The organism is Leeuwenhoekiella aestuarii (genome assembly GCF_004104055.1).
In the GTDB taxonomy this organism is placed as follows: domain Bacteria; phylum Bacteroidota; class Bacteroidia; order Flavobacteriales; family Flavobacteriaceae; genus Leeuwenhoekiella; species Leeuwenhoekiella aestuarii.
Window position 1 is genome coordinate 153,410 of record NZ_QOVJ01000003.1, and the last position, 24,640, is coordinate 178,049.

The 24,640-nt window shown below is 34.0% G+C and carries 15 protein-coding genes; 5 read left to right on the plus strand and 10 right to left on the minus strand.

The window, feature by feature from the left end; all coding sequences use genetic code 11:
• Nucleotides 1-118 precede the first annotated feature (118 nt).
• The 5 genes from DSM03_RS09680 to DSM03_RS09700 form a co-directional block, all read right to left on the minus strand.
• A complete protein-coding gene (locus tag DSM03_RS09680; RefSeq protein WP_128760317.1) occupies nucleotides 119-2,029 on the minus strand; it encodes a S9 family peptidase in 1,911 nt (636 codons plus the stop codon).
• A gap of 672 nt (nucleotides 2,030-2,701) precedes the next feature.
• The gene (locus tag DSM03_RS09685) at nucleotides 2,702-3,850 is read right to left on the minus strand and encodes a GAF domain-containing protein (protein ID WP_128760318.1); all 1,149 of its coding nucleotides are present in this window, start codon (nucleotides 3,848-3,850) and stop codon (nucleotides 2,702-2,704) included.
• Entirely contained in the window at nucleotides 3,840-4,211 is a 372-nt protein-coding gene (locus DSM03_RS09690; RefSeq protein ID WP_128760319.1) for a response regulator, read from the minus strand. Before DSM03_RS09690 ends, DSM03_RS09685 begins: the two co-directional genes overlap by 11 nt.
• A 1,201-nt stretch (nucleotides 4,212-5,412) precedes the next feature.
• Nucleotides 5,413-6,819, minus strand: coding sequence for an alpha/beta hydrolase (locus DSM03_RS09695; RefSeq protein ID WP_128760320.1), 1,407 nt, complete (start codon nucleotides 6,817-6,819; stop codon nucleotides 5,413-5,415).
• Nucleotides 6,820-7,494: 675 nt separating this feature from the next.
• Nucleotides 7,495-7,830 (minus strand): BfmA/BtgA family mobilization protein, encoded by a 336-nt coding sequence (locus tag DSM03_RS09700; RefSeq protein ID WP_128760321.1) that lies wholly within the window; start codon nucleotides 7,828-7,830, stop codon nucleotides 7,495-7,497.
• 525 nt (nucleotides 7,831-8,355) lie between these two features.
• On the opposite strand from DSM03_RS09700, the gene DSM03_RS09705 reads away from it, so the two are divergent.
• The 5 genes from DSM03_RS09705 to DSM03_RS09725 all read left to right on the plus strand — a co-directional run bounded on the left by DSM03_RS09705 (nucleotide 8,356) and on the right by DSM03_RS09725 (nucleotide 17,959).
• Nucleotides 8,356-8,880: an RNA polymerase sigma factor gene (locus DSM03_RS09705; RefSeq protein ID WP_161567063.1), complete on the plus strand. Its 525-nt coding sequence runs from the start codon at nucleotides 8,356-8,358 to the stop codon at nucleotides 8,878-8,880.
• Nucleotides 8,881-8,982: 102 nt separating this feature from the next.
• Nucleotides 8,983-10,137, plus strand: a complete 1,155-nt coding sequence (locus DSM03_RS09710) for a FecR family protein (protein WP_128760323.1) — start codon at nucleotides 8,983-8,985, stop codon at nucleotides 10,135-10,137.
• A 148-nt stretch (nucleotides 10,138-10,285) separates the two neighbouring features.
• The gene (locus DSM03_RS09715; RefSeq protein WP_236638753.1) at nucleotides 10,286-13,690 is read left to right on the plus strand and encodes a SusC/RagA family TonB-linked outer membrane protein; all 3,405 of its coding nucleotides are present in this window, start codon (nucleotides 10,286-10,288) and stop codon (nucleotides 13,688-13,690) included.
• 10 nt (nucleotides 13,691-13,700) lie between these two features.
• Nucleotides 13,701-15,047, plus strand: coding sequence for a RagB/SusD family nutrient uptake outer membrane protein (locus DSM03_RS09720; protein WP_128760325.1), 1,347 nt, complete (start codon nucleotides 13,701-13,703; stop codon nucleotides 15,045-15,047).
• Nucleotides 15,048-15,139: 92 nt separating this feature from the next.
• On the plus strand, nucleotides 15,140-17,959 hold the full coding sequence (locus tag DSM03_RS09725; RefSeq protein WP_128763134.1) for a M16 family metallopeptidase: 2,820 nt from the start codon (nucleotides 15,140-15,142) through the stop codon (nucleotides 17,957-17,959).
• Between the two features lie 316 nt (nucleotides 17,960-18,275).
• On the opposite strand, the gene DSM03_RS09730 is transcribed toward DSM03_RS09725, so the two are convergent.
• The 5 genes from DSM03_RS09730 to DSM03_RS09750 form a co-directional block, all read right to left on the minus strand.
• Complete coding sequence (locus DSM03_RS09730; RefSeq protein ID WP_128760327.1) at nucleotides 18,276-18,722, minus strand: hypothetical protein; 447 nt, start codon at nucleotides 18,720-18,722, stop codon at nucleotides 18,276-18,278.
• 103 nt (nucleotides 18,723-18,825) lie between these two features.
• The gene (locus DSM03_RS09735; RefSeq protein WP_128760328.1) at nucleotides 18,826-19,866 is read right to left on the minus strand and encodes a hypothetical protein; all 1,041 of its coding nucleotides are present in this window, start codon (nucleotides 19,864-19,866) and stop codon (nucleotides 18,826-18,828) included.
• Complete coding sequence (locus DSM03_RS09740) at nucleotides 19,866-21,584, minus strand: restriction system-associated AAA family ATPase (RefSeq protein ID WP_128760329.1); 1,719 nt, start codon at nucleotides 21,582-21,584, stop codon at nucleotides 19,866-19,868. The genes DSM03_RS09735 and DSM03_RS09740 overlap by 1 nt, the downstream gene beginning before the upstream one ends.
• Nucleotides 21,581-22,960 (minus strand): restriction endonuclease subunit S, encoded by a 1,380-nt coding sequence (locus tag DSM03_RS09745; RefSeq protein ID WP_161567064.1) that lies wholly within the window; start codon nucleotides 22,958-22,960, stop codon nucleotides 21,581-21,583. Before DSM03_RS09745 ends, DSM03_RS09740 begins: the two co-directional genes overlap by 4 nt.
• Nucleotides 22,960-24,603: a class I SAM-dependent DNA methyltransferase gene (locus DSM03_RS09750; RefSeq protein ID WP_128760331.1), complete on the minus strand. Its 1,644-nt coding sequence runs from the start codon at nucleotides 24,601-24,603 to the stop codon at nucleotides 22,960-22,962. Before DSM03_RS09750 ends, DSM03_RS09745 begins: the two co-directional genes overlap by 1 nt.
• Nucleotides 24,604-24,640 lie beyond the last annotated feature (37 nt).

The window sequence follows — 24,640 nt, forward strand, 5'->3', positions numbered from 1 at the left end:
TTAACTCAGCACAGGTTCCTTGCATCCCATGAATTAAGACCCACCTTTAAATTGCTTATAAACCCTATGTTATCTTTTTGCTAACTTTTGCAACAGGCAGTACTGTTAGCACCAGAATTTATTCTATAGATAAATGTTTTTTAAGGAATGATATCGTAAGATTTTTTTGCAATAAGTAGTTCTTGTATTTATGAAATCCGTGACCTTCATCTTTGGCCAAGACATACCAAACCTCTTTTTCTTGCTTATTTATGGACTCATACATCTGTTCAGCTTCTCTATAATCGACTCTAGGGTCATGTAATCCTTGAAAAATTAGCAATGGGGATTTTATGTCATTGACCTGATTAACCGGTGAGATTTTCTTTAAGTAGGTATTCATTTCCGTATTGCGTTCATCACCAAATTCAACCCTTCTCAAATCTCTTCGGTAAGCACTTGTATTATTTAGGTACGTAATCCAATTCGAAATACCGACGATGTCGATTCCACATTTTATAGCGTTCGGAAACTTTGCAAGTGAGGCAAGAACCACATAACCACCATAAGACTCTCCGTGAATAGCAACACGATTTTCGTCTAAATAATCTTGAAGTTTAATCCACTTGAGTAACCCTCCTATATCCTGAATAGCATGTTCTCGATTGAGACCGTCATCCATTTTCATATAGGTCTTTCCATAGCCATTGGAGCCTCTAATGTTTGGAACTATCACCGTTACACCCAGTTCATTCACTAAATATTGATAAAAGCCATTAAAAGAAGCTCTAGCCTGATATTCAGGGCCTCCATGAATGTCTATGAAAACAGGTGATGATTCTTTTTTGGATTTATAGATATATGCAGGTATCTTGTATTCATTGTTTGTTTTGGTGTCAATACTTTTAAATGTAAAGGGTTCTGCCTTTACAAAAACGATTGAATCTGTTTGTGGTTTACCTTTTCTCGTATATTGATTTAACCTATTCTCTTTTATAGTATATCCATAAATCTTTCTACTGAAGGTGCTTGAATAAAAATTAAACCCAACTTCTGTTCCTTTTGGATTCATGGTCAAATCGCTTATAATACCATTAGGGACCTCATTCACTTTAGTATATTTTAGAGTAGGTATGTCTAAAATGTAAAGTTGTGATAATCCATTTTCATTAGTACTAAATGCAGCTTTCTGTCCTTGTTTATCAATGGTTATCGCTTCAACATCCCAGTGTATATTTGTAGTAATTGTCGTAAACTCTCTAGTTGCCAAATCATAATAATGGAGTTGTAAGAATTCTGAAAATTCATCTGAAACTATGAAACAGGCATTTCTATTAGGGATAAATTTAGCATCTGAATAAGCTACTTCAGTATTACCAGAATTTAATTGTTCAATTGCGTAAGAATTGTCATTAATTAGATACAGTACTTTATCATTCTCTGAAATAACTTTGACAGCTAAGATTAGTTCTTTATCAGAGCTCCAATCATATATCTGTCCATCATCCGAAAAGTCCTTAAAAACGAGTTCTGCCTTATTTTCTTTCGAAATATCTCGTACGTATAAATCAACACGTGCAGCCTTTTCTTTATTGGATTTATAAGCAATTTTACTATTGTCTGAACTCCAAAACGGGTCGTAAGTTTTGTCTCCTTTTTTTGATAGTGCTTTATTTGTATTCTTAGCTATATCGTATACAAACAGTTGATACTCTTCATCTCCGTTCTCATCTTCTTGATAGAGAAAATATTTATGATTTGGTGACAGATGAGAACTAAAATTTTGGCTAGACTTTTTATATTCTTTAATTTCAGACTTATAATTTTTCATTGCATACATGCTCTTACCACCATTAAATAGCATTTTTTTACTGTCTAAACTCCAACCTATAAAAGGTGGGAAATTAATTTGACTTCTGTATTTATTGATTTCAGCGTATTCTTTTTTAAATACGTTATCAGGAATACCGTATGCGACAATATTATCTTGAGCCAAGAGCGTTGTCTGAAAAACTAGTAATACTACTATTGAGGTAATGTAATTTCTCATATTGGTACTAACGTTGAGGTGTAAGGATCGTGGTGTGATTAAGGCATTAATTTAGCAAAAAGGGAATGAACCAGCGGAAAATCCGTAGGAATTTCCAATTAAGCGATCACGAAGTATGTATTTTAAACGGCTTCAGTTTGATGCTCTTTAAATTGATAGCTAATTAGAAAGAACAACGAGAGGATTAAGATTACCACTTATTTTGTCAAGAAGTAAGCAATTCCAGTTCTTTTGAGATAGATGCTTTGGTGCTTCTTAAAGGCGATTTTAAATTGTACTGTGCACTTTTTTTAAACTCAGCAGAACTAACACATCCGGAGAGCAAGTAAATCCGCAACATTCTTTGCCCTATATTCGTTTTATATGTATTAATGAGCCTGCTTTAGCTTGCTGTAAGCACAAGCACTTTTGGGAACTATATCTTTATCTATTCAATTAACAGACTTCGTGAAATCTAAGTTTAAAAGCTTTAAATTCCAGGAAGACCTTTTACTTAGACCCCCAAGTAGTAGGATGTTTATTTAAAAAATCAATAAAACAAATTTTTCGGGTAAGGTAAAAAGGATCTCGTTATAAACCCTTTTAAAATAAATTGAATACGAACATGCTCAACTGATCGGGTACAGTTTTTAGTAAGTTTAAAGAGAAGAAAACTCTTTGTTCTTAGAAAGATCAATAATCAATTAAATTATCCATTTTGTCTTGATAATCAGAATTCAGACCTACGGTATATTTCTCTAATTCTTTTGAAGCCATTGAAATCAGATTGACAATTTCTAGTTTTTCATCGAGTTTTAAATTGGTATTGTTGCTCAACAAATCAGATAAACCGATTATGGTTGTTATGGGTTTTCTAATAATATGAGAAATATCGAAAAGTATTTTTTTTAGAGCACTTTGATATTCTTTTTCATAGGTGATGTTTTTAACAATACCATGAACTAGCCAAGAATCAGCTTCTTTCTTTTCACTTGAAAAAATCACCCGATACCAGACTTTATTGCCGTTGAGGTTCTTTAGATATTCAAACTTTACTTCTTTTTCAGAATTTAAACTGGTTAAAAAACGTCTAATAATTTTAAAGCGCTGTTTTGGATTTAAGTTTCTTAAAATATAGACCGCAGTGATTTCTTCTAAACTGGTATTTAAATCAGGATATAATTTTTTAATGCCTTCACTGAGGAAACGTAAAAAGAACCCATTAGAATTTTGTTTAAAACCCAGTTCAAAAAGAGCATTCTCATAATTCGAAATAGTGTTTAATTTATTTAAGGAAGTCTCTATTCGTTCAAGGTTAATAATTTTTTTAGAGGTTTCTTTAAGGACTTTCTTCTGATTTGAAATAATTTCTCTTGAATTGAGATGAAACATTGCTTTCCTAGATAGTATCTCTAAGCACTTAATTTCACTTTCACTTATTACTCTTGGCTTCTTGTCTATAATACAAAAAGTTCCAAAAATTTCATTTTTACTATTTTTAAGAGGAATACCTGCGTAGAATCTAATGTTTGGATAGCCTGTAACCAGACGACTTTTAATAAAGCGATTATCACTAAGCGCATCGGTTACAATTAATGGTTGGTCTGGATGATGAAGCGTATGATGGCAGAAAGAATCTTCTTTTAAAGATTGATCCAACTCGAGTCCGATTCTTGATTTAAACACCTGTCTGTCTTTTTCAAGTATAGAAATTAAAGAAATTGGGGTATTAAAAATTTGACTTGCGAGGTAAACAAGATCATCCAACTCTTTTTGAGGTTCGGTATTTATAGAGCTATAATTTATCAGGTTCTTCAAAGCACTTTTAATACTAAAATTCAACTACTATTTTCCGCAGGGTATTTGGTTTAAGAGGTTTATTTAGGAAGTTTACAATGTTATATTCTTTAGATTTATCCTTATCATATTTGTCAATGGAGCTTGTCACAATATAAATTTTCATACTCAAGAGATCTACTTTAGAATTATTTAAACTATCGAGTAATTGCCACCCACTGAGCTTGGGCATGTTTATATCTAAAAATAATATGTCGGGTACATCTTTATGGGTTAGTAAATAATTTAAACCTTCCTTAGGATCCAAAATACTTTTAATCTTTGATACTCCTAAGTTTTTTAATAGATTACTTATCATTAAATGAAATATAGGGTCGTCGTCAACTATGAGTATTTCTATTTCCAATTTTAATATTTGACGTTAAAGTAAGTTTAACGGAAGAATTTAAGCAAAATGTATTAAATCAGCAAAAATAGATGTTTTGTCGATTTTTTATAAAAAGATCACATGCCTTTTTGTTCACTTATACTTATTTTTTGATAAATATCAAATATGATTTAAGAGTACTTCCTGATGCTTTTTCATTCAAAAGCCTTAGTCTTTAACAGTCATTTTCTGTTTTAAATTATATATCTAAAAGCCTAGTTTATGTATTACGAATTCAACAACGCAGTACGATTTATGTATTTGTCTTTAAACGATAAGGTTTCCAAATACTTTGTATTCCATAACAGGCATTGAGATTATCTCAGGAGCCTATAACTCAAATTGATCGGTATCGTTTGAATTTTTGCTCCGGAAACATATCGTGTTTTTCCTTTAGCTCTATTTTGGTCCAACTAAAATTTGATGGTTTTGTTATGATCAAAATGGAGAGGTACGTTATCTGCAACCATTAGTGCACTTTAAGTAAGCTGTTGATAAGGATTTGGTAAAATTCAGGAACTCCGTTTAACTAAAATAGTATCTGTTTCCGATACAATATCTTCGAATCCTTTATTTATAGGGCTTTAAGGTGCTTGAGCTGTAAAATAGGTGTACAACCGTGATCTGTTAATCACGTGTTAGAAATTTTGATTTTTTCCCATTAGGTTGTCACATCAAATCTAACTTCTAAATTTTTTAATTCTCGGATTGTTTCTCTACTCAAATTAAACAGTATGAATTATCAAACCGTCAGATTTGAAGAAGTTGAGTTAATGTTTTTTTGGTTTTTTTTTATAAATCCTAAAAAGTAGGTTTGTCTAATTGTTTTATGCTGACAGGAGGTACCGGGTCTTTCCTCGATTTCGGATTCGTTAGATCACTAATTTTTAGAGGGTGCTTATATACGCGGAAGGTGAGGTCTCTGAACCTCACTAAATGTCATGAGGCATATAAAGGCGTGAGCTTGTTTATGAATTAACTCAAGAAACGAAGCCGTGCTGATGAAAGAACACTAACCGATACTCTAAATGAACTATATAATGAACCTTAGGGTCCAGGGTACTTTTATGCCCGTAGTGAGGTTTACGCTCACTACATGTTACAGGGCATATACAACGGGCGTGAGTGAACTTATAAGTTCCAAAATTATATTTAGAAAACAAGGATATTAGAACAGCTTTCAATCAATTAAAAGGCTTTGCTCAGTAACTGTCTGATTTTTGATAGCACCTTTGTTTACAAATTCGGTTACTACCTTGTCAAATACGTGTGGAGCAAAAAGTGCGATAAAGTGTGGTGCGTTTTGAACCCTTACAAAAGATACTGAAGGGTTCTTTTCAGCAAGAAGTTTATAGTGTCGTTCTGCGCCATCAATATGGGTTTTAGGATCCAGCGTTCCATTGATAACTAAGGTTGGTGGCAGTTGACTGGGTGTCTTTCCAAAGTAGGTATCACGCGTATAGGTAGGCATGGAGTTTTCAGCAATGAGGTTGGGGAGCGGACTTTTAAAGAGCAATTCTTCAGACTCCAGAGCTACTTCTGCTTTAGTCATTTCAGGTCTTAGATTATTTTCTGAAGCTGTGATCACCTGCGTCAATGGAATAGAATTGGTAGCAGAGGGATAAGCGGCACCATAGTCTGTATAAAAGGAGGTGATTTGCTGTGTGGCCTGCTGCAGCGGATCAAAGTTATCGTCCTGAAGTCCCTTTATAATTTCCGGAATGGTATTCCGTACAGTAGGAAGGTCGAGCATCATTCCCAAAAGGATGGTCAAGTCTTGTTTGGGCAGTTGAGCGCCAAACGCTGTATCGGTTTTAGCACGTTCTAAAATAGCTTTCAACTGAGTTTTCAGAGATTCTTCATTAGAATTTCTTTGATCAAGGTCTTGAAGCAAAGACAATCCAACATCATTGGTTACTAACGAGCGGTGACTCAAATCATAAGCAACATCTTCTTGATGCGGAACCAGAGAATCTAAAAGAACTGCATCAAAAGCTACAGTTTCCAATTGTAATAAGCGCAATACGAGTTGGGTTCCATAAGACACCCCATAGATATAGCGTTCCCCGGAACCAGAATAGGTATTGATCAATAAGCTCAGGTCTTTAGCTGCATTAGTAATAGTAAAGGATTTTACGTAATCCAGATTAGTATACATATAATTAAAGCAGGAGCCCCACTCGTCATTCACCAAGGCCATGCCATCAGGTGAGTCTACAGCTTCTTCTTGAGGGCATAGTTTACTGGAGTATCCGGTGCCTCTGTGGTCTGGAATAAAAATATCCAGATTCGGAAAGAGTTTGGAGAACTGATCGATCAAAGGGTACATACTCGCTCCTGATTCTCCCGGTCCTCCCGGGATCAACCAGATGGAACCTTTACGCTCTTGAACAGCCGGGAATTTTCTAATAAATAACTCAATCTTACTGGTATCACCTGCTTTATAATTTAAAGGAGCTTTGGCGGTAAAACAAACCGAGCCTTTGAGCTCAGGTATGCTGTCAAGCTCGGGACATGATTGACTTTGTACAGGAACGAGGTTTAGGAAATAGATAAAAAGGATAACGAAAGGAATGCGATTTTTCAAAAGGAATAGGTTTTAAAAGTTAGTTTATGCAAGGAATAATCCTCACTTAATAAGACGCCGATTTTATAGTGAGGGTTGCCTAGAGAGCCCGGAATTTTAAATTTTAGTTGTTTTATTTTTTCCACTAAAAGTTACACCTTCAATGTAGAGTAAACTGAAGTTAATAATTTATTTGGCTCATGACATAACAGAGTGTGTATCGGTAATGCATTTTGAATTAACTAGCATAGATCCTTAAAGGAAATTTATAGCGCGTTACACCAGAGAGCGACACGATTTAGAAGCGCAATTAGTAACTATTTTTCCAGAGTGAGTAAACGTCATTTTAAGCGATTTGGATGCGCTCTCTAAATTAAGAAATAAGACTTTTCCCTTAAAATCTCCTTAAGAGAGTAGCACTACGCTAATTAACCATAAATGAGCGACATTCCTACACAATGTAAATCGCTATATCCTTTTTGCTGAAACACTCAGAATATTTTCTTTCTAAAAGGCCTTCACAAAAGACAGGTTTTTTTTTAAACGAAAAATTAATTCCTTTTTTATTTACTAGCGTAGTAGTCAAATAGCAGTAAAAGCTTGTGAAAAAAAGTAAAGAAATTTTCTGCTAATTCTATTAATCATCTAATAGAAAATTGTATCAAAAAGCTAATCGTCCCAAGCTTCAAGACAAGACTATTCCATGTTAAGATTCTTTCCCTCCACAAGCAAGTTTTTTTTATCATTTTGACCTTTAAACAAGCGTTCTAATAGTTCTTCGGTTGGCTTCAATTGCTCTTTTTCAATTGTTCTTAAGACTGATTTAACAGCATCTATGCGCTTATCAATTAATAGGTGTAAACTGTGTACGGAATCATCAAAGGGTACAAAAGGATTGATCGAATACTTCTCAAAAAAGTTCAAAATGGCTTCTAAGGTTTTAGTATAATTCGCATCATTTGCTATGGCGTACTTTTTAAAGCGCTCAACAGTTTCTGTATGAAAATTGATTCTGGAAAATTTAGGACTCATAGCTTTAAAATTTAAAATTAGGATAATCACTTGCCCTATAAATAAGGCTTGAGAAACCTTTTTAAACTATTTATCCCAAAAATTTATAACTGGATTAAATATTTGAAATACAATGTTTTAGTCGTAAAAATAATGTCCGTAACATCGCACAGCGTGTTACCCTCTTGCTTATCCCCTTAGTTTAGCACCCATAGTTATCATTGAAGTATTTACGATGGTTTGTTATCTATTTAAACTATTGAATTGAGGATAATTTTTATAAAAGGTGTTATTGTGGAGCCTAATTATGCAAAGTGTTTCAAGCTCAATTAGTTCTTCAGGAAAAAAGGAATGAACTGTTATACATATGAAAAAAGGTAAGTTTTTTAGATTTAAAGAATTTAAAACTTAAGATTGAAATATGCTATAATTGTAATTTTGGTGCTCTGAAAATGGCTATTCCTAAAAATACCTTTACACTATTTATCAGTGTTGTATTTTGCATTTTCTCAATTATCGTTAACAATTAAATTTGATAGAACCTATTTGAATACTAATGATACTTTCATAAAATCTATTTTCCAAGAGGAATATAAGGCGTTATGTATTTATGCATATGGGTATCTACTTGATAAGGATGATGCACAAGATATTGTACAAGATGTTTTTGTTAGGTTATTAGACTCCGATAATTTAGATCATATAAATAATCTCAAAGCATATATAAAAACAAGTATTTATCACAGTTGTTTAAAAGAACTGCGTAATAAATCAAAAACCAACTCTTTAACTCCAGTAGAAGATCGCATCGCTTCAATAGCTCTTACGCAAGAAGCAAAACTTATAAAACAAGAGGAATCTCAGCTTCTTTTGAACGAATTGCAATTATTACCAAAAGAATGTCGTAAAGCGTTTGAGCTTTGTGTATTGCATGGATATAAATACACAGAAGCAGCAGATAGTCTCAACATTTCTAAAAATACCATCAAAACACATATTAAAAAAGCATATAAGATCTTACGTGAGTCGATGAGGATTGCTCAAGTTTTATGGTTTTTTACTAGCTTTTAAATGTTAAATTTTCACTTTTTTTAAATATTTTCGGAATTCGAGTCACCCCAAAGTAATTTTTCCTGCTCTTAATTAGTAGAACCCTTAATTAAAGTGGTTGCTATGCAAGGAGAAATAGATATTCTTATAAAGAAACTCAACGGTAGTTTAAATCCCAAAGAAGCAGTTTTATTTGACAACTGGATTAACCAATCTATTGAAAATAAAAAGTTTTACGAGAAACTACTTTTACTTAAATCACAAGGAGGTGATTTACAGGAATTACAAAATCTGGATACACACAAAGCCTGGGAAGCGGTTTTAAATAAGGTTGAAAGTCGCAAGACTATTGTTCAAATGCCAGTTCGTAGAAAGTTGAGTTTTTGGCATTATGCTGCTGTTGCTGCTGTAGCTGGTATACTGATTACTCTAAATTTTTTGTATCGTCCGTTTAAAGATGTTACTGACTATTCGAATACCCTGAGTATAGAGACTGAAGATGGAGCAATAGAAGTGATTGATTCAGAAAGGACTATCAAGCTATTTGATAAAGCAGGATCACAAATCGCATCTCAACAAGCGGATACCTTAAGCTATAAATTTTCACAAGCTAAAAAAGAAATTGCATACAATACTTTGAATGTACCCAACGGGAATACGTTTACTTTAAAACTAGGTGATGGTTCTGTTGTGCGTCTTAATGCAGGAAGCCGACTTACTTATCCGGTTAATTTTAAACCGGGACAAGAGCGTTTGCTATCGTTAAAAGGAGAGGCCTATTTTATGGTGAGTAAAAGCAAAAAGCAGCCTTTTATTATAAATACACATGGAGTTAATGTAGAGGTACTGGGAACATCTTTTAATATCAATTCCTATAGTGAAGATAACACTGTGGCAGTAGCTCTTGTTGAAGGTTCTGTCAAAATGTATGATGATTTAGATAAAGACTCTCAATCAATTATGCTTTCACCAAATCAATTAGGACTGTATACCAAACAAGAAGCAACTCTAAACGTAACCGATGCTGATATGTGGGAGCATACAGCTTGGTTAGCTGGACGCTTAATTATAAGAGATGCTTCATTCTCTGACATCCTAAAGAAAATCGAACGTAAATACGGTGTGAGGGTAATCAATAAAAACACTACGATTAAAGAGGAACGTTTTAACGCCAGTTTTGATGTAGAAACCGTAACCGAAGTGTTGGAAGCGTTTGCTATAGATACCCCATTCAATTTTACGTATAAGGATAATGTGATAACAATAACAGATATATAAAAAAAGGATCAGGAAATGCGTCAACATTCCCTGATCTAATAAATGTAAGTCAACTAGTTCAAATTAATTAACCTAACACTGTAAATGTATGAAAATACCTATTTGTACAAGGCATGTAATGTCTTGTTTCCAACAACATTCTTTAGCGATGAAACTAACTACGCTATTATTGTTTGCTTCCCTATTTAGTTTACAAGCAAACTCTTATTCCCAACGACTCAAGGTTACACTAAATCTCAACCATGTAAGTGTGCAAGAAGTTTTGGAGCAAATCGAGGAAAGTACTGACTATAAATTTATCTACAATGTAAAAACATTTGATACAGATAAATTATTGAATATCAATTTTAATGAAGAAGAAATTCAGGTTGTTCTTGATCAGATTTTGGCCAGTACACATACAGATTATGTTATTCGGAAAAATCTGATTGTACTTAAGCCTTCTCCACAAGTAGCTGTAAGCGCATTAATAGAAGCTTCAAAAAATGCGATGCAAATGCAGATCACGGGTACAGTACAGGATAGTAAAGGAGTTATGCTCCCCGGGGTCACTGTAAAAATCAAAGATTCACAAAAAGGTGTTTCTACAGATTTTGACGGGAACTATTCAATTACTGCAGACCCTGAAGCGACCCTTGTTTTTTCATATGTAGGTTTTGAAACTTTAGAGACTACTATTGACGGTCGCAACCAAATTGATATTACGCTTAAAGAGTCACTTGAAGAAATGAGCGAGGTTGTTGTAATAGGATATGGGCAGGTGAAAAAAGAAAACATTACCGGCTCGGTAGGTATTGTTGATATGGAAAGTTTTCAAAATCAAGCACCGACTATCAATATCGATCAGGGTCTGCAAGGTCTCGTTGCGGGTGTAAATGTGAGTTCGCCTAGTGGTCAACCAGGCTCGGCTTCCAAAATACGCATACGTGGAACCACTTCGCTTTTTGGTTCTAATCAACCTTTATATGTAATCGATGGGATTCCCGTAGTCGCAGAAAGTAATATTCCTATTGGGGGAACCGAAGGTAGTAATCTGGGGCAGGAATTGGACAATCAGGGACTAAGCACGCCTATTGGAAACATTAATCCCAGTGATATTAAATCGATTACGGTTTTAAAAGATGCATCTGCAGCAGCAATATATGGTTCTAGAGCTGCTAATGGTGTAATTGTAATTACCACAAAACAAGGAACCAAAGACGGCAAAACGCAATTTGAATTTAGTGCTTCAACAACTGTTCAAAATACACCTACTCTAGATGTGCTTAATGCAGACCAATTTAAGGATGTGTGGTTTACAGCTGTAAATAACAGTTCGAGTACAGATGCTTTTTCACAAAGTATACGAGATGGTTCTTATTTTGGTACAGCAAATACAAATTGGGAAGAAGAACTTAATCCATCCAATCAGGTGTCTTCAAATTACAACTTGAGTATACGTGGTGGTAACGCAAGCACCCAGTATTCAACGTCAATGTCTGCACTTAATGAGCAAGGCGCATTAGAAGGAGCGTCTAGAAAACGTTATACCTTAAATTTAAATCTGAATACGAAGGCTACCGAAAAGTGGAGTTTTGGTACACGTCTACAAACGACTTATTCTGATCAGGATGCGGCAGATTCCGGTTTATTTGATCGTATTTATGTCTATAGACCTGATCTACCTGTTTTTGATGAAGAAGGTAACTATTCATTTTCAGATGGTTATAATTTGGAAAATCCAAAAGCACTATCACAAGCGGTAAACAGTAATAAGACATTTTTATTTCTAGGAACATTTTTCACCCAATTAGAACTTGTAGAAGGTCTTAAAGTAGAAACCCGATTATCGATTAACTATAATATTGGAAAGCAAAATAGTTATTACCCTGAGTTTTTATACCGTGGTGGATGGAGTCGCTTGCAAGGTAATGGAGCGGGGTATGCGCAAGACAGTAGAACTGAATCTTCTGTGGTACAGTGGAATTCAAATCTTACGTATTCCAAGACCTTTAATGATTTACACAATATTGAGAGTGTACTTGGGACTACTTTTGAAAAAGTAACTTCTTCTTACAATAAAGCCTTTGGAGAAGGTTTCAGCAATGGAGTTTTAAGTAATGTAAGCAATGCTACCTCTAGCAATGGTGGGCTCTCAACAAGTCAGGGTTCTGGTTTGCATTCTTATTTTGGTCGTGTACACTATGATTATGACGACCGGTACCTATTAACAGTCTTGGGTCGGGTAGATGGCTCTTCAAAGTTTGCTGTAGAAAATAAATATGCATTCTTTCCAGCGGCTGCTGTTGCCTGGAGAGCATCGGAGGAACGCTTTTTAAAGGGAGACAAAACCTTAAACAATTTAAAGTTTAAAGCGAGTTTAGGTACTACAGGACAGCAAGATTTTCGTCCTTACCAGTGGCGCACTCTTTACGAAACCTATTTCTATGCAGGAAGCGCTGTGATTTTAACCCAGTTGGGTAATGACAAATTAAAGTGGGAGACCACCCAACAACTTGATTTCGGCATAGAGTTCGGTCTTTTAAATAACCGTATATCGGGAGAGTTCGGCTATTATGAGAAGAACACGAAGGATGCGATTTTTGACGTCATACCTCCGGGTAATACGGGATCTAATGCAATTTTAGCAAACGTAGGAGAAACCCAAAATAAAGGTTTAGAGCTTTTAGTAAACTTTAATGTGATACGCGCTAAAGATTTTTCTTGGGATTTACGAATCAACGCTACCAAAAACAGCAATAAATTGGTGAAGATATCAGATGATTATAAGGATAGTGAGGGATTTGTAACAGGAATTCCCGGTAATGGTGGGCGCCTACGTGAAGGAAGCCCGATAGGTTTGATTTACGGATATGTTGCAGAAGGAATTTTTCAAGATCAGGTAACAATTGATGGGTTAAACTCCAGTGCTCCGGGTGGAGTCTATCAAGATGAGGAGACCTCACCGGGAGATATTCGTTTTAAAGATATCTCAGGCCCAGACGGTATTCCCGATGGCATAATATCATCTTTTGATCAACAAGTGATAGGAGATGCGCGACCAGATGTTTATGGAGGTTTTACGAATACTTTTAGATACAAACAACTATCACTTTCGGCGCAGTTTAGTTATGCAATAGGAAATGACCTATTATGGTTCTCACAGTCACGAAGTATAAACTTTCAGAATTCATTTCTTGGTGAAAATAAGACCATCGATGTCCTTAATGCCTGGACTGCAGAAAACCCAACCAACGTTCCAAGATCAGTATATCGTGATCCTAATGGAAATGGTAAAATCTCGAGCTTTTATGTGCACGACGGTTCGTATTTAAGACTAAACACGCTTAATCTCCGCTATGATTTTTCAAAAGAATTTTTAGAGCGTTTTTCGTTTATTAATGGCCTTGCAATATATGCAATAGCTCAAAACCTATTTACAGTTACAAATTATCCAGGTGCAAATCCACAAGGTGGAAGCTTATTTGATAATGATATCTCCGGTTCTGGGAGAGATACGAACCGATACCCGCTTCAAAGTGCCTATACCGTAGGTGTCAACTTAAGATTTTAATTCTACACATATGAAAAAATATATAATATATAGCTTATTAGCACTAATTACGGTTTCTTGTGAAATTGTTGATGCTATAGATCAAAATCCACCTAATAATCTAGTTCCGGATAATGTTATCCAAAATAGTGATGATGCCCAAGCCCTTCTTAATGGAGCATACGGGCAGATTGTTTCTTTTACAGTATCGCATTATTATATGTATTCTGAATTGATTCCCAGCGCAATGATTGGTACGATGAGTACAGCCGGAGGAGGAAGTGCAAATGCTCAATTTGCGGAGAATGATTTATTATCTGATAATGGCAATATCAATAATTTTTGGAAGATCATTTATACGGTTATGGATGCTGCAAACAACAGTATAAAACTTACTCGGGAACTTCCGGATAGTGAGATAACTCCCACGCTGCGGACAGAAATTATTGGAGAAGCTCATTTTTTACGTGCAATGGCAACCTTTGATTTGTTGCGCTATTTCGGTCAGTTTTATAATTTATCCAGTGAGCTGGGTGTAGTTATCAGAACTGAACCGGTTAATTTTGTAACCCGTAGTAAACCTCGTAGTACGGTTTCAGAATGCTATAATCAAATTCTTACAGATTTAGATTTTGCTATAGAAAACGCACCCGAGTTTAGTGTTAACTATAGAGCTTCTAAGGTTGCTGCTCAAGCATTAAAAGCTAAGGTTTTATTATTTATGGGTAACTATACAGAAGCAGCTGCACTGGCTGAGGCCGTTATTAATTCTGGAACACGAACACTTGAGCCTACTTATGCAGAGACTTTTAACAAAGGTTTAAACTCACAAGAAATCATCTTGCAAATATATAGAGATGCAGATTCGGATACCGATCAAAATAATAGAAAGCGGTTTTATTCGGGAAGAGCAGGAACAACTTGGTTTCCCGAATTGATGACAGGTGATCCCAGACAGCCATTTACATACTCAGGAACAACGGTACTCAAAACAAATAATGAAACAACCTTTAGACCTACTTACTTTCTGAGACTAGCAGAAATGTATCTTATAAAATCAGAAGCGCTTGCACGTAATGGAGCAAGTATAGAAGCTAGCCTTATACCTCTTAATGTAATACGCAATAGAGCAGGTAATGCAGATGCGGTAGCAACTACTCATGAAGAAGTGCTGGACTTAATTTTTGAAGAAATCATCAAAGAACTCGCTTTTGAAAATGGATCTGACTGGTTTGCGGCAATACGGTTTGATAAGGCCATGGAGCTTAAATCAACAATCACAAGTGTAGATCAATACATACTTCCACTACCCTTAGCAGAAATAGAGGGTAATGAGTTTATTGATTTGACCGATCAAAACCCAGGTTATAATTTCTAATAAGTAGCATTAGAACCTAAATTTTTTCTATTCAGGATTGCTCGTTGTAAAAAACAGCAAGTAATTCTCTTACCTTAAAAACAAAGATATTTATGATACGTTTATTTATAAACCTAAGTATGTTATTACTAGGCTTTATGGCCACTGTATGTGCACAACAGCAAACAGATTTTTCAGATTTAGATCAGCAATTAGCCTTAGATCCATCAGTGGTTACCGGAACCTTAGATAATGGATTAACCTATTATATTAAAAATAATACCCGTCCAGAACATAAAGCTGAATTGAGACTGGTGATCAATGCGGGGTCAATATTAGAAGATGAAGATCAACTCGGTTTAGCTCACTTTGTAGAGCATATGGCTTTTAATGGAACGACAAGCTTTAAAAAAAATGAACTTATAGATTATTTACAAAGTATAGGGGTGCAGTTTGGTGCAGATTTAAATGCACACACCAGCTTTGACGAGACAGTTTATAAACTTACCGTTCCCACAGATGATGATGACATCTTTAATACCAGCTTGCAAATTTTAAAAGAATGGGCAGGAGGAATTACGTTCTCTGATGAAGAAATAGATAATGAGCGCGGGGTAGTGGCGGAAGAATTGCGAGCACGTAGTGGTGCAGGATCCAGAATGTACGATCAGTCAATACCTGTGATTACTAATAATGCACGCTATGCAGATCGTTTGCCAATAGGATCACTTGACGTTATTATAAATTCAGACTATGACGCGATGAAACGTTTTTATAGGGATTGGTACAGACCAGATTTGATGGCACTTGTACTCGTAGGAGATTTTGATGCAGAGGATATAGAAATGAAAGTTAACCAACTTTTTAAAGACCTTAAACCAACTGAGGAACCTAAAGAAAGAACGGTTTATCAAATAAAAACTGCCCAGAAACCTGCTGCTAAAATTATTACGGATAAGGAAACTCAAAAAACTTCTGTAGCCATATATTATAAGAAGGAGCACGATAATACTATATCTTTTGAGGATTATAGAACATCTATGCTAGAGAAATTATATTCCGGAATGCTACGAGCACGTCTTGAAGAAATTGCTCAAAGTAAAGACACTCCATTTTTAGCAGGTGCTGCAGGAATAGGTTTTTTCTTAGGAAACAAAGACAGCTACTTTTTACGAGCAAATTTAAAGGAAGGTAAAGCACTCGAAGGTTATAAGGCGCTTCTTAAGGAGAGTGAGCGTGCTAGACGTTTTGGATTTACTCAAACAGAATTGGATCGTTATAAAGATGAAATGATTCAAAATGCAGAATTGTTCAAGACTGAATCAGACAAAATCCCACATCGTATTTATGTGGAAGCTTTAATAGATAATTTCACTTTTGAAGATCCTGTAGTAAGCGAAGATTTTAGATTTAATTTTTATAAAGAAACGCTACCGGAAATAACTTTAGAGGACGTAAATACAATAGCTGAAAATTGGGTGAATACAACTGATATTGCGGTTATTCTTACTGCTCCAGAAAATGATTCAGAACAATTACCTACTGAAACAACATTACTTTCAGAATTAAGCGAGGTCAAAAACCTGGAGTTAAAACCCTATGTTGATGATATGGCAAACGTAGCGCTTATGGAGAATAAGCCGGAGCCTGGAGAATTAGTTAAAGAATCTTATAACGAAAAAGTTGATGCAACGACATGGGAATTTGCCAATGGTGTGACTGTAATTGTAAAGCCCACAACTTTTCAAAATGATATGATTAAAATGAGTGGTTTCCGTGAAGGTGGAAGTTCAATAGCGCCTGACAGTATATATGTATCTGCTCGCGAATCAGGTAGAATTATCTCAGAAAGTGGTATAAATTCTATTTCCAATGTTCAGCTTACCAAATTGAATATGGGTAAAAACATAAGTGTCACTCCTTATATCAATTATTACGAAGAGCTTATATCGGGAAGTAGTAACCGAGAGAATCTTGAACGTATGTTTCAAATGACTCACTTATACTTTACAGCACCGAATAAAGATCAAAATAGTTTTCAATCCCATAAAGAGAATCTAATTGAATTATACAAAGGGAATGATGATAGCCCAGGTTCTTATTTTGAAAAAATAATAGCCAAAACGATGATGAACAATCACCTACGAGCAATTCCGCTTGAAGCCGATCAAATTGAATCTGATCTTAAAATAGATGAGGTTTTTAATTTTTATAAAGAGCGTTTTTCAAATGCAAATGGTTTTACGTTTTTGCTCGCTGGTAATTTTGAACCTAAACACATCAAAGAGTTGGCTACAATCTATTTAGCCAGCTTACCTGCAGATCTTAAGGAAAACAGCACTTGGAAAGACATAGGACTGAGAAGAGTTACAGGAAATGTAAAGAAAGTTGTTAAGAAAGGAATCGAAAATAAAGCTGATGTAGATATGCGCTATACCGGAAAGCTTAACTATTCTCCAGAGACAGCTGAAGAGCTGAATTTACTAGCTAAAGTTTTAAAAATCAGACTTACTGAAGAATTAAGGGAAAAGATGGGAGGTGTCTATGGAGTTCGAGTGAGTGGCTTTACTACTGATAGACCTTATGAATGGTATAGAATGCAAGTTCGTTTTACTTGCGATCCCAATAATATAGAGGCACTAAAGAATAAAGTTTTTGAAGAAATTGAAGATATTAAAAGAAATGGAGTCTCCGATAAAAATTTAAATAAAATAAAAGAAGCAGAATTAAGCCGAACGGAAGAGTTTCTAAAATACGATGCTTTTTGGATTTCAAAAATAAAAGAGGCTTATACCTTGGGTCGTGATTATGGAAGCTTTTTAGACTATAAGGAAAAAATAGCAGCGATTGATTCCGATTATTTTAAGGAAGCTGCACAGCATTATTTTGATAATACCAATTACGCAGAGTTCATATTACTCCCAGAGGACTAATTAATTAGCTGTTTTACATAGTCACTCCTAGTTCCTTTTCGATTGCTTGAATATAAAAACTTCATCCTTATCGAAAAGGAAACGGGTGCTTTGGGTAATGTAATCTATTAGTGATAGTTTTTTAAACCTAGAATTGAAAGCAAATTTTCGTGTCGCTTAGAATGAAATGAACGCAATCCATTTTTTAGAATTGTGTTTAAGAACTTTAAATAAGCCGCTTTTTCTCAGCCTACAGCTGAGAAAAAGTTCGCACGAATTCAGCTCAAATCATTGAAAATTACATTATTAAAAACGGCATATAGATTATAAATTGAGATTAGTTATCGTCCTCATTTAATTTTTCATAAATGAGTTTCGCTTTTGGGTCAGGATTGTGATAAAATCCATTATCAATAGAAAGTTGCGAATTTTTACCAATTTTGATTTTTGCAGATTGTATTTTGGAGTTTGTAAAATTTAAACTCGAATTCTCTTCTATTTCACCTAGTAGGGCATTGATTGATATAGAACCATTTGCCGAAAGAACGGACCCGTTATCCAAGGTTATCTTAAGACTATCAATAGTTTTATCATTTTCTAAGAAGTGAAATTGAGTACGGGTTCCTTTAAGATTTAGATTCTTAAAAGTATCTGATGTGGTAGTTAAATGAATCACCATTGAATCAACAATTACGGTATGTGGGGTATCCGTTAATTTAATTCTAAACTCATTACAAAGCCCTTTTTCAATGAGTTTTTCAATAAATAGTGTATCTCGATACAATAAGTAACTTTCTTTTATTTATAATAGGTTAGGGGAGTAGTGAGGTACATACGAGGTACAATTATTTGAGTAAATAACAATGATTTATTTCCATTCTAAAAAATTATTCATACACAGCTTTGAATTTCGAATCATTCTTTATTGCTTTTAAAAATGCAATTTTTAAAAACTTTTTTTCATCGTAATAGTCATATTGATAGTCATCAATTAATTCATTTAATGTATTCAAATACGTCCAAGAACTATCGAATTTTTGAAATCTGTCATGCCTTCTTTTTATTTCCTTTAAAAATCGTTTAGAGAAGGTTTTTACATTGTCTTCATAACGAGTTACTATATCAAATAGCCAATCCCAAGTTTCGATTTTATCCTTTTGACCACTTAAAATTATATTTAGATCTTGGAAATTTAATTCTTTATCTGTTTTATTAATATCCGCTATATAATTGAGGTTTATTTCTATGTTATGCCTTTCAGAAGAAAATGGATAAAATGCAACCCTACCTTTTTCTATCGGGTCTTTTGCTTTTTTTCTATCTTGATTACATTTTTTACAAATAGGAATAAGATTTAAAAAGTTTACACTTGCAAATGGATAATTAGATTTTGGTAAGTAATGATCATAATCCTCTCTGCAGATACTTTCTGATGATTCAATATCTATTAATCCGCAACAAGGGCAGACATTATAATCGTTATCTGGATGTTTTATTAATTGATTGTAATATTCCATTTTATCACCAGCAACTTTGCCCTTTTCTAATAAATTTTCATAACACCATTTAAATAAGTCTTTTATATCATTATGAACATCCAGTGGAAGTTCTTTGTTATAGCTCAAGATTGTTCCCTTACAGAGTTCTTCAATTGAATTACTTACTTTAAATGATGCTTTAATTAGATTTTTCTGATGCTGATTGAAATTTTTAAATTTCTCATAAATACGCTCTACTTCATCTTTCAAGGTCTTTTTGACTTTTGGCGTAGACTTGTAGGAATAATTATAAATATTCTTAAATGCTTTTTCTAATTTGCCATCACAGCTATCAGTATTGGCTGTGCACCAAACATCACATACAACTTTCTCTAAGAGCGTGTGTAGTGTAAAAATATCGTGCTTTATTGGTGTATACAGTCGTAACATTATCCTTCTAATTCTAAACGATTCAACTTTGCCAGGACTAAATCCTTTTCAATGGATGGCCCCAAAACTCTTAATTTCTTCTTTAATTCTTTTTTATCTGTTTCTGTTTTTATACTATCAAATTGAATTTTCAGTAATTCTTCGTTTGACCAGTCTCCAATAGATTGGTTGTAATCAAACAACTCATCGAGTATGGTTTCTACAGAAGTTCCAAATGTATTAAACTCTAATTCTTTTGCACTTTTTGCCTCTACAAGTTCTGTTTCTTTATGCCTGTCAAAGAAAATGACATTATTTGGCATACAATCTGAAATTATAAATGGTGAATGAGAGGTTAGAATTACATCTTTTAATAAATGAACATTAAAATCGCCATTTGGTGATTTTTTCAACCTACCTGCATAAATACTGTCATTCAAAATTTTGATAAACTTTGCTCTCCAAGATGGATTAAAATGTGTTTCAGGTTCATCTAACAATAACAGCGTTCTGCGGTCTTTAAGCATTAAGCAAATACCAATTGTATGTAAAAATTGTTGTTCTCCATCTGAAAATTCTCTCAACAATAATGCTTTAGGCTCTGTTTTTCCTTTTATCTTTTTTAGAATTTTATAATCAAGGAAATGAAAAACGCTATCGTTAGGAGCAGCAATGGGTAATTTTCCTTTAGTGTAAAACCCCTTTGAGCTGTATACTTCTTCCTTAATTCCTTTGGAAACTATGTTTGAATTTAATTCATACAACACCTGAAAAAACCGGAATAATTCAAAAGAATTTTTAAAATGTGCTCTAAAGGCTGTCTTAGTAGCATCGTTAATATAAAAATCTAGTTTTAAAATATTGAAAGGCCCTGTATATTCATCTTTTTCAATTCCATCATCAAATTCGTTCCAGCAAGTGGCACATTTTTTTAGTTTTTCTAACGTGTCTTGAACGTGAAGTAATATTGGATTATAAACAATTTCCTTTTGCGTCTTGAAAGGAATACCGTGATTATATAACTGCATACTAAAGCTTTCTAATGCCAGTATGCCTAATTCTTTTTTTAATGGTTTTAATGTATTCTTATCCTCAAATAAAAGTGCTGCCAGTAAAACAGCCTGACTCATTCCTTCGTCTATGTAGATTAAACTAGATTCAGGTTCTCCAAAAATTTCGTTCTTCTTATAATCTTCACAATACTTATCAAAATTGATTAAGCGATTTTTTATAAAGGGAAGGCTAAGTATTTCATTTTCACCCGAAGAATAAGCTACAACCAAATCAGGAAGATATAATTTAGCACCTTCATTATTTTCGGTTTGACCTAAAGGCATAGTTAAATCTGGTACTTCATCTGTTACTTTTGTATAAACATAAATCGTTGCTGGTGCTTTCTTCTCTTTTATGATTACAACTCTTACTAAGTCTTCGGTGCTACTTGGATACTCATTTTTCTTACCAATTAAATATTGCAAAGTGTAGGCATCTGGCGTGCTAATATTCCGTTTAAAATGTTTATCAAAATTTTGGGGACGAAACTTTGATACACAAAACTCTAAATGATAGAAAATGGACGCTAAAGCTTCTAAAACATTTGATTTCCCACTACCATTTAAACCTGCAAAACAAAAAGGCTGAAACGTATCCATAGAATCAAAATTCTTATGAAAATCTATGCTAAAGCCTTTGTGTAAGCTTCTAAACTCATCTTGTATGGTAAGGTTTAGTAGCTTCATACTAATTTCAGTTTTACAGCTTCTGCCTCTTCATCATAAGCTTGTTCTACAATGCCTTCTCCTAGCATTTGAAACAAAACTTGTTTGGCTTGTTGATATTGGATTTGGTTTTCAAATTCTTGCTCTTCTATACGTTCTAACAATCTTCCTGCATAGACTGTAGCAATTTCTTTGATATCGTGTTTTTCTTTGTCGGTGTCTTGTTCAATATCAATTGCAGCTAATAAAGCATCTAATTCTATATCTACATTGAAGTTGAGTTGCCCACTAAAAGCTCTTTGTAATAAGCTATTGTACAATTGCTCTAACTCGGTTTTAGATTGGTTTAAGCTTTCTTTTTGGGTTTGTATCTTGTGGTAAAAAGATTCAAATTCAAATTGTTTAGTTGTTGGAATATTTGGTACTGGAAATTTACTTACTTGAGTTTTATTTACTGTTGCAATACCTGAAGTTTGTTTAGCTTCTTTGAGAAAGTAATACTTTCCATAATAACTACTAATTAAATAGCTTAACCAAAATGCAGAATACTCCTCTAAATCATTTATTCTTATCCTGTATAGGTGATTTTGAAATATAAAATTACTATTTGCTTCTTCCCAAACAGCTCCTCTTCCTAACTTGTCAGGATCTCCACCTTCAGTTATTAGTATATCTAGTTTGTGTAAACTATACCTTTCAATTTCATTTTTTGTGACATTAATAGTTTTTATTTCTTCTAGATTAAAATATCCATCCTGAGCATTAGCAACTCTTAAATAAGGAATATTAGCTATTATTTCTTGCTTGGTTTTTCTTCCTTTTGTAATTCCAGACGTAATAGAAGCTATTTCTGATAATTGTTTAAATTTTTCATAATTCTCAATGACTAAATCCCCAAACATCTCCAAAAACCGAGCTCTTAAAAGCTCATTTAATAAATCAATGCTCTCTAGTCTTTGTTTTACCAAAGCATTGGCTCTGTCTAATAAAGCTACTATTTTGTTTTGGGTTTGGAGGTCGGGAATAATTACGGTAACATTTTTTAAACTCGTTCTAGTAATTTGAGGTTGAGCTGTTCCTGTAATTACATTATTGAAGTTGTATTGTTTAAAGAAATAGAATAGATATTTTGTGTTAATCTTAGAGTTATCTACATTATCTATAGCCATTGCATTTCCATTTATATATGAAAATGGTTTAGACAGATTAACACTTCCGCAAGTAGCTCCTCTACAAGTTATTAAAACAGTTTCTTCTTCGTGATTGTATTTGTCATAATATCCTATAATACCATTCGCTCCATAAACAGGATATTCCCCATCTTCTTTTAGGTTTTTAGAGCTTATGGTTTTCCATTGTTTAGGTGTAGAAATATCAAATAAGTTATAATTTTCCATCATCCTATCAATTCATTTAGTTCTCGCATATCTGCCAAAATACCTTCTTCCATTTCAAGTAGTTTGGCTAAAATCTCTTTAGGTGGGTCGTAGTTCTGCTCAGTATATTCGTATTCTTTATAGCGGTTATAACTTAGGTCTAAGTCGTTTTCTTTTATTTCAGTAAGTGGTACAAAAAAGTAGTTTTTACGGTCCGTATTTTCCGCTGTTTTTCTAGCGGTGTATTCACTTTTCGCTATTGGTAATGGATTTTCTTTTAGTTTTCTACGGTTATCATCTAAACTATAGCCGTCATTTTCTAAAGAATAAAACCATACTCTTTCGGTATGCCATTTTTTACTGTTTTCTTTTACCTTAGTAAAAACCAATATAGCTGTTTTTACAGCTGTATAAGGCTTAAACGCTCCAGCTGGTAAAGAAATAACGGCTTCTAGTTGGTTGTCTCTTAACAGTATTTCTCTAGTCGCTTTTTGAGCCTTAGAGCTACCAAATAGAACACCTTCGGGAATAATTACTGCTGCTTTACCACCAGAACGTAACATTTTAGAAATACGTGCTAAAAATAATAACTCTGTAGAGCCTGTATCAATTCCTAAATCTGGGTTTACATCTCCTTTATCTAGCTTTCCTGTAAATGGTGGATTAGCTAATACAATATCATATTGTCCTTTTTCATTATAGTTTTTACTCAGCGTGTCTTTATATTCTATATGAGGATTATCTATCCCGTGCATCATAAGATTCATAAGTCCCAAGCGTACCATAGTGGTATCTATATCAAATCCATAAATACTATCGTTTAATATTTTTTTGTTCTTATCATCTAATACAGAAGAAATAGAGGCTCTTTCAAAACCATCTTCATCTACTTGTAATAAGTCAGGTTCTTTTTTACGTACTAGGTCTGATAAAATATATTGGTAAGCACCTAATAAAAAACCACCTGTGCCACAAGCTGGGTCTGCTATTTTATGTCCTAATTTGGGTTCAGTTAATTCTGCTAATAATTTAATTAAATGCCTAGGTGTACGGAATTGTCCATTTTTACCAGCGGTAGCAATTTCGTTTAATAGCATTTCATAAACATCACCTTGTATGTCTTGAAATGACTGTTTACCATCCTTAGCATCTGCTTCAATTTCAATAAAGATTTCATCCACTTTTCTGACGGCTTCTTTAAGCAAGGAGGGTTTTTGAATGATAAAAACGGCATTCTTCATATATTTTGTAAATGAAGAACTTTCGTCATTTAAGTCTTTAATATGTGGGAAGATATTATTTCTAAAGTGAAGAAGCATTTGGTCTGCCGGCATAGATTTAAAGAAGCTCCATTTTAATTCTTTTCTTGGTCTAGGCTCTAACGCTTCTTTGCGTTTTTTTAATAATTCCTTTTTTTCGTCTTCAGTAGCATTAGTCTTTGATCTGTAAAGGCTTTCATCTATCCAAGGTGTGTAAAGTCCATTGAACTTAGAATCATATTTTGCGTCTTCTTCTCTTTTGCTTTCTAGTTCGTCTAGTCTTTTTACAAATAGCAAATAAGTTATTTGCTCAATAGCTGTAATAGGGTTTGCGATACCTCCACTCCAGAAAGTATTCCAAAGACTAATGATTAAAGCTCTTAATTTTGGATTGCTTTGTAACATCTTTTAATTAATATTTTGTGAGAATTATCTTTTTAAG